Origin of the sequence: Enterobacter cloacae complex sp. 2024EL-00711 (assembly GCF_047529885.1) — a bacterium.
GTDB classification, from domain to species: Bacteria; Pseudomonadota; Gammaproteobacteria; order Enterobacterales; family Enterobacteriaceae; genus Enterobacter; species Enterobacter ludwigii.
The window spans coordinates 120,656-133,531 of record NZ_JBLIZC010000006.1 but is presented as its reverse complement, the minus strand read 5'-3'; the positions used below and the strand labels follow the sequence as shown (position 1 = coordinate 133,531).

Genomic DNA, 12,876 nt, shown 5'->3' with positions numbered 1-12,876 from the left:
AATCAATGTGGCTTAACTGCCCTTGTAGGTCGAGTAGCCGTACTGGCTCAGCAGAAGCGGGATGTGAAGTTTCTCGTTGGTTCGGGTCACGGTAAATAGCACTGGGATCTCCGGGAAGAAGGTGTCCAGCTTTTTGCCGTGGAAGTAATCAGCGGTTTTAAAGGTCACTTTATACACGCCTGGCTGCATGTCCTGATCCTGCGGATAAAGTGATTTGATACGTCCGTCGTGGTCGGTTTTGCCGCTGGCAATCTGGGTCCATGTGTTCTGCTGCTGCTTCTCCAGCGTGACGGTAACGTCAGATGGCGGCATCCCGGTTTGCTGGTCGAGAATATGTACGCTCAGGGTGCCGGCAGGGGCGCTAAAGGCGACAGGGGTAAAGGCCATGGCGGCCAGCATCAGCAGAGGGGTTGTTTTTTTCATTGTGTTTTCCTGTGGGGTTGTCAGTCACAAGAAAACGTTAGCATTTGCGGGACGGAAAAATATTCAACTTTTCGTGAAGTTTACCGCAGGAGAAAATAATCAGAGGATAATCACTTCAAGGGATACCTGCTGCTGCCACTGTGCCACCTGCTTTTTCCGTGCGGCGGTCAGTTTACCGCTGGTCACCAGAAGCCATTTACGCTCGGGGAAAATCTCAGGCGCCAGTGACGTGGAGGGGGTAGGCAAAATATCGATACGGTGCCCTTGTCCGGTACGCGTCAGGGCCTCGAGCCAGATTTCACACGGGTCATTCAGGTACCAGCCACTGAGCAGGATGTTATCACCCGGCGCTTTTTTGTCGCCCTCAAGGCAGAACGAGGCATAGGCGATGATAATGCCGTCGAGGATCTCGCGCAGGGTCATGGCGGCAGGGATGTTTGCTGACATCTGGCTGCGCAACGGACGCAGCACATTTGCAACCAGCTCTGGCCTGGGGTATTCGCGGCCAGCGTCGTAAATCATCTGGCGCAGGGACTCAATTTTCCCGTCCTGCAGGCGTTGCAGCATGGTCTCAAGCAACGTTTGCCAGTTGTTGGTCCGGCGCGGGACGGGGCGTTCCAGTAGCGGTTTGACCTGGCCGATGGGCACACCTTTTTTCACCCAGTCGAGGATTTTCAGTGCCTGCTGGACGTCCTCATCACTGTACTGGCGATGGCCGCCCTCCGTGCGCTGTGGCTTGAGTAAACCATAGCGACGCTGCCATGCCCGCAGCGTCGTGGCGGTGATCCCGCTGAGTCTGGCGAATTCGCCGATGGAGTAAGCCATGTCCGTGTCCAGAGTGGAGGAATACTCTCAATATACTACGAATTTTCCCTCACGGGATGAAGCGCCGTAACGGTGCACTACACTTTACTTCCAACCGTGCAAATGAAAGGAATTCTCATGAAACTATGGCCTGTTGTGACGGGTGTCGCCATTGCCCTGACTCTGGTGGCCTGCAAATCCCCTACGCCACCGAAAGGCGTAAAGCCCATTTCAAATTTTGAAGCCAGCCGCTATCTCGGCAAGTGGTATGAAGTTGCCCGCCTGGAAAACCGCTTCGAACGCGGGCTGGAGCAGGTGACCGCCACCTACGGCGAGCGCAGCGACGGTGGCATCAGCGTGCTTAACCGGGGTTTCGACCCGGTTAAAAACAAGTGGGATGAGAGTGAAGGCAAAGCGTACTTTACCGGCGAACCGACGACGGCAGCGCTGAAGGTGTCGTTCTTCGGCCCCTTCTACGGCGGCTATAACGTGATCAAGCTGGACGATAAGTACCAGTATGCGCTGGTGAGCGGGCCGAACCGCGACTATCTGTGGATCCTGTCTCGTACGCCGACGATTCCGGATGCCGTGAAACAGGACTACCTGAATACCGCACGCAGTCTGGGCTTCAAGGTTGATCAGCTGGTGTGGGTTAAGCAGTGAAGATCGTGCTTTCTTCGTAGGGTTTTACTGGCTCGCCTGGATAGACTTCCGTTAGAAGCTCAACGGGAGACGACGACATGAACTGGCAGCCTTTTCGCGGCGACGCACCGGAAAATATGACCATTTTCAGTGCGTCATTTCCGGATATTAGCGACCAGTGGCCGATGAAGGACGACACTGCCCGTGAGATCAATTCGATTAACCGGGCGCTGAAAGCCGATCCGGCGCTTCGTCCTCCGTTGATTGAATACGAAGAGGGGGGACAGGCCGTGCTTGTCCCACAGAACCGTTATTCCGGGCAAGCCTATCGCAATCGTCCGGCGCTCACCGCGTGGCGTACCCGGCTGGTTCCCTCTGCGCTGGCGCTTTTTGTGGTGCAAAACCCGCTGGAGGAGCGCCTGCCAGACGGAACCCGAATGGACAGCGACAGCCGCCAGTGGTTTATCCATGCGAACGATGCCATTGGTGTGCGCTCCCGTGCAAAAGTACTGGCTGCGATGGTGGATAAATACATCCGCAACGGGAACGATAACAATTGGGTGAGCCTGGCGAGCGGTGCTGCAATCCCCGTGCTGGAGGCGCTGCGCGAGGCGAAGCTCGACGGCCAGCAGGTGTATCTGACGCTGGTGGATAAAGACCCTGTGGCGCTCAGTTGGGCCGAAACCATGGCGGCGCAGGAAGGCATTATCGTGGGTGAACAGCTGACCCTGCTCAGGCGCAACTTGCTCCATACGCTGGTGCGTAACGAAGATTTACTGCATGAGCTGGGCGAGCATCAGGCCGAACTGGTGGATGCGCTGGGGATTTTCGACTATTTCAACGATGCCGATGCGGTGATTTTTCTCCAGCGTGCGCTGCGGCTGATAAAGCCCGGCGGGGCGGTGATTGTCTCGAATATGCTGGCCAGCAGCCCACAAATCGATTTTATTTTGCGCTGTATCGGCTGGGAGGATATTTACCCGCGGACGCTCCGGCAGCTGCAGGATATTCATATCGCGGCAGGCGTGCCGGTGGAAAATGTCACCGTGGTGGTCCCGAAAGACGGGGTGTATGCGGTGATGGAGATTAAGGTGGGGGATGACAAACCGCACGGTCAGTTCCCTCTCCCTGAGGGTGAGGGCTAGGTTAGGGGGGACAGGGCGCTAGAATATTTACCGTTCCTCAGTTGTTCGGTTTACCCGAACAACTGCCATGAAGGATTAGCTGGTTTCTTTATTCTCAATGTCTGTTGGGGATTCTTGCTTTTCATGCTCTATCTGCTGACCAGTCTCCTGAACCAACTTCCGGGCCATTTCCTTGATACGCTCTCGACTTTCACAGGTTCGAGAGTTTATTACTTCATTTAAGGTCTTCATTTTATTGCCTCCATGCTTCTGGATACTTGATTTAATCGCTGCGCTCTATAATGATCCCCCTCATGAAAATCGAATCTGCACACCCCTCACACTTCGAACGTCTCGTCACAGTCTGGGAGTCTTCCGTTCGTGCCACCCACCATTTTTTACAGGAAAGCGATATTGCGGCGCTGCGCCCGTTATTGCTCAATGCCTATCTGCCCAATCTCAAGGTTATGATTGCCCGCGATGAAGCGGGTGTTATTCATGGCTTTTTAGGCGTCGATGAAAACCGCATTGAAATGCTGTTTGTGGATGATGCGAGCCGGGGGAAGGGCGTAGGGAAATTGCTGCTGCAATATGCCATTGCGCATTTTGGTGCGAATGAAGTGGATGTAAACGAGCAAAACCCGCAGAGCGTTGCGTTTTATCAGCATATGGGGTTTGTGCAGGTGGGGCGCTCAGAACGGGACGGACAAGGGAATGCATTTCCGTTGCTGCATATGCGGTTGGGTGAGTGAATGCTAACTTAGCGCAGATATCCTACTCGTTAGATATGAAATGAAACGCGTTTTGCCGTTCAGGAATTATACCTTACGATTAAAGTTAGGCTATTATGATATTCGTAATATAACCGAACAAATAAACATCAACGTAATTAATTATTTGAAACACATGGGTAAAGTTTAATGCCTGAATATTTGTGGGTGAAAAAACGAAAAAGGATGACTTAAAAATTACTGAAAAGCAGAAGAGTCACATAAAAATTTTAGTGAATAGATTTAATTATTATTTGAGTTTAATGGTGGAACAAATATGAGAAAAATCTATTCAAAGAATTTTGGCGGAAGATCACAGGAGTCGAACCTGCCCGGGAACGCTGGCGTCCCCAACTGGATTTGAAGTCCAGCCACCTCACCGGAGATGACGATCTTCCGCGCCTGCATTGCTACATGGAGGCGGGGCGCATTATAGCTACTTTCAGGCATTTACCACATACCCCGGCACACTTTTTTCACCTCTCTTTTGACCTTAACACCCCTGTTTCAGTTAATTCCTAAGAAAATCCTCAGGTTAGCATTTCGTGCTCGCCAATATTTACCGCGATCACAAAAAACAAGAAACGTAACCAACTAACAAGAAAACGCAATACCCGCTCCTGAAACAATGGTTTAAAAATCTGTAACCGGTCTCAGCGCCCCCTACAGCGTGAAGGATAAAAAAATGAGCGACGTATTGTCAGTAAAAGAGAAGATTGGCTACGGCATGGGTGACGCCGCCAGCCACATCATTTTCGATAACGTTATGTTGTACATGATGTTTTTTTATACCGATATCTTCGGCATTCCTGCCGGGTTTGTCGGCACGATGTTCCTGCTGGCACGTGCGCTGGATGCGATTTCGGACCCGTGCATGGGCCTGATCGCCGACCGTACCCGCAGCCGCTGGGGTAAATTCCGGCCGTGGATACTGTTCGGTGCTATCCCGTTCGGCATTGTCTGCGTGCTGGCCTACACCACGCCGGACCTCAGCCTCAACGGCAAAATGATCTATGCCGCCATTACCTACACGCTGCTGACGCTGCTCTATACCGTGGTTAACATCCCTTATTGCGCGCTGGGCGGGGTGATCACCAACGACCCGACGCAGCGTATCTCCCTGCAGTCCTGGCGCTTTGTGCTGGCGACCGCGGGCGGCATGCTCTCGACGGTACTGATGATGCCGCTGGTTAACCTGATTGGTGGCGATGACAAAGCGTTCGGTTTCCAGGGCGGGATCGCCGTGCTGTCGGTGGTCGCGTTCCTGATGCTGGCGTTCTGCTTCTTCACCACCAAAGAGCGCATCCAGGTGCCGCCGAGCACCACCTCCATGCGCGAAGACCTGCGAGATATCTGGCACAACGACCAGTGGCGTATTGTTGGTGTGCTGACCATTCTTAATATCCTCGCCGTCTGCGTGCGTGGCGGTGCGATGATGTACTACTGCACCTGGATCATGGGCTCGCCGGAAATCTTTGTCGCGTTCCTCACCACCTACTGTGTCGGCAACCTGATTGGCTCTGCGCTGGCGAAACCGCTCACCGACTGGAAATGCAAGGTCAGCATCTTCTGGTGGACCAACGCCGCCCTGGCAGTGGTCAGCGTGGCGATGTTCTTCGTTCCCATGCATGCCACGGTGGTGATGTTCACCTTCATCTTTGTGATTGGGGTGTTGCATCAGCTGGTGACGCCGATCCAGTGGGTCATGATGTCCGATACCGTCGACTACGGCGAATGGACCAACGGCAAACGTCTTACCGGCATCAGCTTCGCGGGCACGCTGTTTGTGCTGAAACTCGGCCTGGCGCTGGGCGGGGCAATGATCGGCTGGATGCTGGCAGGGGGGGGTTATGACGCCGCAGCTAAAACCCAGAACAGCGCGACCATCAGCATCATTATCGGCCTGTTCACCCTGGCCCCGGCGGTCTGCTACGTGCTGAGCGCCATCATCGCCAAACGCTACTACACCCTGAAAACGCCTTTCCTGACCAAAATCATGAGCGAGCTGGCACACGGCGCGCGCCGCAATCAGCAGGAGTTTGACAACCTGCCGGTGAGTAAAGAATTACAGAACTAAGAGGACGAGAGTATGAAAATCAGTGATGGAAACTGGCTCATTCAACCGGGCCTGAACGTCACCTGCCCGGTTCAGGTGTTCGATGTAGAGCAGCAGGGCAATGACCTTGTGGTGTACGTGGCGCCGCGTGATGTACGAGAACGTACCTGGCAGCTTGATACCCTGATGTTCACCGTCCGTCTTTTCTCCCCGCAGGAAGGGATTGTCGGCGTGCGTATCGAGCACTTCCATGGCGCGCTGAACAACGGTCCGCACTATCCTCTGAATGTCATCAAAGAGATGAACGTTGAGATTGAAAACAATGCCGAATTTGCTGAGCTGAAAAGCGGTCACCTCAGCGTGCGCGTCACCAAAGGCGAGTGCTGGGCGCTGGATTTTCTGCGCAACGGACAGCGTATTACTGGCAGTCAGCTGAAAAACAACGGTTACGTGCAGGATACCCGTACCGATCGTCATTATGTTTTTGAGCGTCTGGATCTGGGCGTAGGTGAAACGGTCTACGGCCTCGGTGAGCGCTTTACCGCGCTGGTGCGTAACGGCCAGACGGTCGAGACCTGGAACCGCGACGGCGGCACCAGTACCGAGCAGTCATACAAAAATATCCCGTTCTATCTGACCAACCGCGGCTACGGGGTGCTGGTGAACCACCCGGAAAACGTCTCGTTCGAAGTGGGTTCGGAGAAAGTCTCCAAAGTGCAGTTCAGCGTCGAAGGGGAGTATCTGGAGTACTTCGTGATCGACGGCCCGACGCCAAAAGAGGTGCTCAACCGTTATACGCGATTCACCGGACGCCCGGCGCTGCCGCCCGCGTGGTCCTTCGGCCTGTGGCTGACCACGTCGTTCACCACCAACTACGATGAAGCCACGGTGAACAGCTTTATTGATGGCATGGCGGAGCGCGACCTGCCGCTGCATGTCTTCCACTTCGACTGCTTCTGGATGAAGGCCTTCCAGTGGTGTGATTTTGAGTGGGACCCGGTGACCTTCCCGGATCCGGAAGGGATGATCCGCCGCCTGAAGGAGAAAGGGCTGAAGGTTTGCGTGTGGATTAACCCGTACATCGGCCAGAAGTCGCCGGTATTTCGCGAACTGAAAGAGAAGGGCTACCTGCTCAAGCGCCCGGACGGCTCCCTGTGGCAGTGGGACAAATGGCAGCCGGGCCTGGCGATTTATGACTTCACTAACCCGGACGCGTGTCGGTGGTATGCCGACAAGCTGAAAGGCCTGGTGGATAGTGGCGTCGACTGCTTTAAGACCGACTTTGGCGAGCGCATCCCGACGGACGTCCAGTGGTTTGACGGTTCCGATCCGCAGAAGATGCACAACCACTACGCATACCTATATAACGAACTGGTGTGGAACGTACTGAAAGAAACGGTGGGCGCGGATGAGGCTGTGCTGTTTGCCCGCTCGGCGTCGGTAGGTGCGCAACAATTCCCGGTGCACTGGGGTGGCGACTGTTACGCCAACTACGAGTCGATGGCGGAAAGCCTGCGCGGCGGGCTGTCGATTGGTCTGTCCGGCTTTGGTTTCTGGAGCCATGACATCGGTGGATTTGAGAACACCGCGCCGGCACACGTCTACAAACGCTGGTGCGCGTTTGGGCTGTTATCCAGCCACAGCCGCCTGCATGGCAGCAAATCTTACCGCGTACCGTGGGCGTACGATGATGAGTCCTGTGATGTGGTGCGTCACTTCACTCAGCTGAAATGTCAGATGATGCCGTATCTCTATCGCCAGGCTGCCCTGGCTCGCGAGTATGGCACACCGATGCTGCGGGCGATGATGCTGGAGTTCCCGGACGATCCGGCATGCGATTACCTCGACCGTCAGTACATGCTGGGGGAGTCGGTGATGGTAGCCCCGGTGTTTTCTGAGGCCGGTGACGTGCAGTTTTATTTGCCGGAAGGGCGCTGGACCCATCTCTGGCATAACGATGAAATCGAGGGCAGCCGCTGGCATAAACAGCAGCATGATTTCCGCAGCCTGCCGGTCTATGTGCGCGATAACACCCTGCTGGCGTTGGGCAACAATCAACAGAAACCGGACTACGCCTGGAACGAAGGGACAGCATTCCAGCTGTTTAACCTGGGCGATGGCGCGATGGCGGTGAGCGAAGTGCCTGCGGCGGACGGTTCTGTGGCATTTACGCTGAAAGCCACACGCAGCGGCGACACCGTGACCATTACCGGCACAGGTGACGCGCGAAACTGGTCGGTCTGCTTGCGCAACGTGCAGAAACTGAGTGGTGTAAAAGGCGGCTCAGAGGCCGGGAGCGAGTGGGGCGTGGTGGTGAAAGCGGAGGGTAATGAGGTGGTGGTACACCTTTAATTTTACTCACCCTAACCCTCTCCCCAACGGGGGGAGGGAAGGGTTTGCTTCTTCTTCCTTTCAGGGAGAGGGCTGGGGCGAGGATAGTGTCGACACCTCTCCCCCCGTCATCGTCTGTTGCACCTGCTGTTTATCCATATTTACCGCGTTCAGTTTCCCGTTAACCGTCGGCTTCAGCGGTGCGTTGGCCTGCACGCTGCCGCTGGCGGTTAGCTGGATATTGCCATCACCGCCAATGGGCAGCGCCGGCCAGCCCCACGCCTGCAGCACGTTGAGCGGCACGCCGCGTCCGTTCAGGCTGATTGTGATCTGCCGTGGCGGAAGCTGTGAAACCGTCGCCGTGGCTTCCAGAATGCCTTTTTCGGTGAAAGCACTCAGGTCGGTAATGTTTACCGTTGAGGCGTTAGCGTTCAGCGCCAGCGACGGACGACGCACGTCCACGCGGTTAAAGGTCGCCGCCGCGCCGTTCAGCGTTGCGCTGCCACCCCATACGCCCCACTGGCGATCTTTCGCCAGCTGCAGGTTCGCGCCATAGCCATCAAGAGAGGTGATTTGCCACGGGAAGGCCGGGTCGATATCGATAACCAGGTTGCGGCTCAGGCCGAATTTTTTCAGCGTCAGGCTGTTCAGCCATTCCGGTAACGGCTCCATCCACAGCGTTTTCCAGTTCTGCGGCAGGGTGTATTCCAGCCCGGCGATGGCGACATCGTCCAGCACCAGCGCGTTACCTTCGCGCAGCCAGTTACCGGAAGCGCGTACCATGCCGCCCTCCCAGCGGGAGGTAAACTGGCGCAGCGCCACGCCTTGCGGGGAGAACTCCGCATTCATGATCGGGTCGAACAGATGCAGAGAGCCATAAATAAACTCGCTGGCGTTCATGGACAAACGCCCCTCCTGACTTTGCCAGTCGCCTTTGCTGAGTGTCAGGTTGCGCAGGCTTAAATCGAGATCGGTCACCGCCCAGTCCGGCCCCTGCAGGCGTGCGTCAGTCACTTCCAGACGGCCAATCTGCAGCGAGGGAATGGTGGTCAGAGGCGCGAAGAAATCCACCAGTGACTTATCGCTTTGCAGGCGGATCTCATTCAGACGCATGGTGTCGATAATCCAGCTGCCGTCAGCGTTGCGCAGGGCGGACCCGGTGAGCGAACCGCGCGCCATATCGGCACCAATGGTGTTCAGCACCACCTCTTTGCCGTTGAGTTGTCCCTGGATCAGCACGTTGGTGGCCGGCACGCCGTTCAGGGTAAGCGAGCCTGCGCTCACCTGGATCTGTGCGTTTTTACCCAGCACATTGCCTGCTTCTGGCTGCCACGGGCTGACGCCGCCCGTCACTTTCTGTGCGCTGAGATCCCATTCCGTATTGGGGCTGTTAAAGGCCATGTTGTTCAACTGCAAACGGTCCGCCTGGAACGGGAGCGGTGCCGTCTGAGGAGAAAGATTAAGCGTGCCATCGAACAGGGTAATGGTGTCCATGTGCAGCGGATCGGTGACCTGTCGGCTACTCAGACCAATATCGACTTTCCTGGCCACCAGCGTGGCGGGTTTACCGTCGCGGCCAAACGTGACGTTTTCCAGAATGATGTGGGAAGGTGACGAAAAGCGGTGATCCATCAGGTCGAAATTGAGTTCGTAATCGGTATTCACCGTTATCCAGTTGCTGACCTGAGATGCTCCCCAGCGGGTCTGGAGCAGAATATAGAGCGCCAGCACCACAATGAGCAGGGCCACCAGAAGATAGACGAGTACCTTTCCAATAAATTTCATGGTCTTCCATCCCGCGAAACGCACATAAGGGAGTTATGCACGATTTATGCGCAATGCTCAAGGCGGGAATGGTGTAAAGAGATGTCACGGCAGGCGTTGACAGCCTGCCGTGAGGGCGATCAATTTTTCTCAGGCGGGAAAACGAGGTTCAGAACAATCGCGGTGATACCGCCTGCCGCAATGCCGGAAGAGAGCAGGTTTTTCACCCAGTCCGGGGCAAACTGCAGGATCAGCGGTTGCTGTGAAACACCCAGACCCACGGCCAGCGACAGGGCAATGATCATGATGGCGCGGCGGTTCAGCGGTTCGCGGGAGACGATACGTACACCAGAAGCCGCGATGGTCCCGAACATCACCAGCGTTGCGCCGCCCAGTACCGGTTCAGGTATATGCTGCACAAAACCGCTTACCGCCGGGAACAGGCCGAGGACGATCAGCATCAGTGCCACCACAAAACCGACGTAGCGGCTGGCAACACCAGTCAGCTGGATCACGCCGTTGTTCTGGCCGAAGCAGGAGTTCGGGAAGGTGTTGAAGACCGCAGAGACAAACGAGTTCAGGCCGTTCGCCAGCACGCCGCCTTTCAGGCGTTTCATATACAGCGGGCCGGAGACCGGCTGCTCGGAGACATCAGACGTGGCGGTGATATCGCCAATCGTCTCCAGCGAGGTGATCATAAAGACCAGCATCAGCGGCAGCAGCAGACCCCAGTCAATGCCCAGGCCGTAGTACAGCGGCGTTGGAATGGTGATCAGCGCACTGTTGGTCTGCGGGGTGTTCTCCGGCAGCATACCCAGCGCCCAGGCCAGCAGATAACCGGCCGCCATGGCGATCACCAGCGATGCCACACGCAGATACGGGTTACGCTGACGGTTAAGCAGAATAATGATTGCCAGCACCACGCCGGCCAGCAGCAGGTTTTTCGGTGCACCAAAAGTGTGGTCGCTCATTGCCGCATAACCGCCACCGATGGAGGTCAGGCCAACCTGAATCAGCGACAGGCCAATGATCATCACCACCACGCCGGATACCAGCGGTGTGATCACGCGACGCGCCAGGTGCAGTACCCGGGAGATCACCATCTCGGTGCAGCTGGCCAGCATCAGCGTGCCAAACAGCGCCGCCATCATGGTTGGAACATCCGCGCCGCCGGTTTTGAGGGCTGTACCGCCCATGATCAGCGGTGCAACGAAGTTAAAACTGGTGCCCTGGATCGACAACAATCCAGACCCCACCGGCCCCCACGCTTTAATTTGAATAATGGACGCCACGCCGGAGGCAAAGAGGGACATACTGATGATGTGCTGTGTATCCTGAGCCGGTAAACCAAGCGCCTGGCAGATCAGCAGCGCCGGGGTGATCACCGCAACGAACATAGCCAGCAGGTGTTGGCAGGCGGCAAAGAGCGTCTGAGGAAGAGGCGGACGGTCTTCAAGGCGGTAAATCAGTTCGCTATTTTGCTTCTGCGCAATCGGTTGCGCATCGGGAGACTCAAGGGTGTTAACGGACATCGGCGGCAATCCCACGGTGGAAAAGCGGGCATTTTATCTGACCACCTGGTAAAAGCAAACGATTGCCAACAAAAAAAGACAAGAAAATCTGCCGCTGTGAGCAGGTTTTCTACAACCCATGGGGAAAAAAAATTACACTTTTTGCGCCGGCGGCTCATGACGAGCGCAAGCCGGCCCAGGATAACGCCGCGTGTGTATGGAACACGCGCATAACAGGAGCCTTTTATGATTCATCTCGATACGTTGTCGACCCTTGTTGCCGCAACGCTGGTCTTACTGCTTGGCCGTAAGCTCGTACACAGCGTTTCCCTTCTGAAGAAATACACCATTCCTGAACCTGTTGCCGGCGGACTGCTGGTGGCGCTGGCCCTGCTGGTGCTGAAGAAAAGCATGGGCTGGGAAATTGATTTTGATATGTCCCTGAAAGATCCGCTGATGCTGGCCTTCTTTGCCACCATTGGCCTGAATGCCAACCTGGCGAGCCTGCGGACGGGTGGCAAAGTGCTCGGCGTATTTCTGATCGTGGTGGTAGGGCTGCTAGTGATGCAAAACGCCATTGGTATCGGGATGGCCACGCTGCTGGGCCTGGATCCGCTGATGGGGCTGCTGGCCGGATCAATCACCCTCTCTGGTGGCCACGGTACCGGGGCGGCGTGGAGCAAGCTGTTTACTGAGCGCTACGGCTTTGAAAACGCCACCGAAGTGGCGATGGCCTGCGCCACCTTCGGTCTGGTGCTGGGCGGCCTGATCGGCGGGCCGGTGGCGCGGTATCTGGTGAAGCACTCTGGTACGCCAGACGGAAGACCGGACGATGAGCTGGTGCCCACTGCCTTTGAAAAACCCGACGTCGGGCGCACCATCACTTCGCTGGTGTTGATTGAAACTATCGCGATGATTGCCATTTGCCTGACGGTGGGCAAAGTGGTTGCGCAATGGCTGGCAGGTTCGGCGTTCGAGCTCCCGACGTTTGTGTGCGTGCTGTTTGTTGGGGTGCTGCTGAGTAACGGTCTGGCGCTGATGGGCTTCTACCGCGTATTTGAACGTGCCGTATCGGTGCTTGGCAACGTCTGCCTGTCGCTGTTCCTGGCGATGGCCCTGATGAGCCTCAAGCTCTGGGAGCTGGCCTCACTGGCGCTGCCGATGGTGGCTATTCTGGCCGTTCAGGCACTGTTTATGGCGTTCTACGCCATGTTTGTAACCTGGCGCATGATGGGTAAAAACTACGATGCAGCAGTGCTGGCGGCCGGGCATTGTGGGTTTGGTCTGGGGGCAACGCCGACGGCTATCGCCAACATGCAGGCGATCACAGAACGTTTTGGGCCTTCGCATATGGCGTTTCTGGTGGTCCCGATGGTCGGGGCGTTCTTCATTGATATCGTCAACGCGCTGGTGATCAAGCTTTACCTGATGCTGCCGATGTTTGCCTGAGA

11 protein-coding genes and 1 tRNA gene are annotated in these 12,876 nt (G+C 56.1%); 6 read left to right on the top strand and 6 right to left on the bottom strand.

Going from position 1 to position 12,876, the window contains the following annotated elements; genetic code table 11:
• Nucleotides 1-12 precede the first annotated feature (12 nt).
• Both uraH and ACMVME_RS17615 read right to left on the bottom strand, forming a co-directional pair.
• Nucleotides 13-423 carry a hydroxyisourate hydrolase gene (uraH, locus tag ACMVME_RS17620; RefSeq protein ID WP_040018366.1) on the bottom strand — a complete coding sequence of 137 codons (411 nt, stop codon included), beginning with the start codon at nt 421-423 and terminating at the stop codon, nt 13-15.
• A 99-nt stretch (nt 424-522) separates the two neighbouring features.
• A complete protein-coding gene (locus ACMVME_RS17615) occupies nt 523-1,248 on the bottom strand; it encodes a MerR family transcriptional regulator (protein ID WP_014168030.1) in 726 nt (241 codons plus the stop codon).
• A 117-nt stretch (nt 1,249-1,365) separates the two neighbouring features.
• On the opposite strand from ACMVME_RS17615, the gene ACMVME_RS17610 reads away from it, so the two are divergent.
• Together ACMVME_RS17610 and ACMVME_RS17605 are read left to right on the top strand one after the other, a co-directional pair.
• Nucleotides 1,366-1,890, top strand: a complete 525-nt coding sequence (locus ACMVME_RS17610) for a lipocalin family protein (protein WP_068795354.1) — start codon at nt 1,366-1,368, stop codon at nt 1,888-1,890.
• A 77-nt stretch (nt 1,891-1,967) separates the two neighbouring features.
• A complete protein-coding gene (locus ACMVME_RS17605) occupies nt 1,968-3,014 on the top strand; it encodes a class I SAM-dependent methyltransferase (protein WP_040018368.1) in 1,047 nt (348 codons plus the stop codon).
• 75 nt (nt 3,015-3,089) lie between these two features.
• On the opposite strand, the gene ACMVME_RS17600 is transcribed toward ACMVME_RS17605, so the two are convergent.
• Nucleotides 3,090-3,245 (bottom strand): hypothetical protein, encoded by a 156-nt coding sequence (locus ACMVME_RS17600; RefSeq protein ID WP_153852750.1) that lies wholly within the window; start codon nt 3,243-3,245, stop codon nt 3,090-3,092.
• Between the two features lie 62 nt (nt 3,246-3,307).
• Between ACMVME_RS17600 and ACMVME_RS17595 the strand changes: the two genes are divergently transcribed.
• A complete protein-coding gene (locus ACMVME_RS17595) occupies nt 3,308-3,745 on the top strand; it encodes a GNAT family N-acetyltransferase (RefSeq protein ID WP_068795353.1) in 438 nt (145 codons plus the stop codon).
• Between the two features lie 321 nt (nt 3,746-4,066).
• On the opposite strand, the gene ACMVME_RS17590 is transcribed toward ACMVME_RS17595, so the two are convergent.
• Nucleotides 4,067-4,161 (bottom strand) — tRNA-Sec (locus tag ACMVME_RS17590).
• Nucleotides 4,162-4,448: 287 nt separating this feature from the next.
• On the opposite strand from ACMVME_RS17590, the gene ACMVME_RS17585 reads away from it, so the two are divergent.
• A complete protein-coding gene (locus ACMVME_RS17585) occupies nt 4,449-5,840 on the top strand; it encodes a glycoside-pentoside-hexuronide family transporter (protein WP_020882700.1) in 1,392 nt (463 codons plus the stop codon).
• Nucleotides 5,841-5,852: 12 nt separating this feature from the next.
• Nucleotides 5,853-8,171 carry an alpha-xylosidase gene (gene yicI / locus ACMVME_RS17580; RefSeq protein WP_068795330.1) on the top strand — a complete coding sequence of 773 codons (2,319 nt, stop codon included), beginning with the start codon at nt 5,853-5,855 and terminating at the stop codon, nt 8,169-8,171.
• A 60-nt stretch (nt 8,172-8,231) separates the two neighbouring features.
• Here the strand turns inward: yicI and ACMVME_RS17575 are convergent, their stop codons facing one another.
• Together ACMVME_RS17575 and xanP are read right to left on the bottom strand one after the other, a co-directional pair.
• Nucleotides 8,232-9,935, bottom strand: a complete 1,704-nt coding sequence (locus ACMVME_RS17575) for an AsmA family protein (RefSeq protein WP_414743462.1) — start codon at nt 9,933-9,935, stop codon at nt 8,232-8,234.
• A 119-nt stretch (nt 9,936-10,054) separates the two neighbouring features.
• Nucleotides 10,055-11,446: a xanthine/proton symporter XanP gene (xanP, locus tag ACMVME_RS17570; protein ID WP_032679316.1), complete on the bottom strand. Its 1,392-nt coding sequence runs from the start codon at nt 11,444-11,446 to the stop codon at nt 10,055-10,057.
• A 225-nt stretch (nt 11,447-11,671) separates the two neighbouring features.
• Here xanP and gltS point away from each other — a divergent pair, with 225 nt between their 5' ends.
• Nucleotides 11,672-12,874 carry a sodium/glutamate symporter gene (gltS, locus tag ACMVME_RS17565; RefSeq protein WP_014168040.1) on the top strand — a complete coding sequence of 401 codons (1,203 nt, stop codon included), beginning with the start codon at nt 11,672-11,674 and terminating at the stop codon, nt 12,872-12,874.
• Nucleotides 12,875-12,876 lie beyond the last annotated feature (2 nt).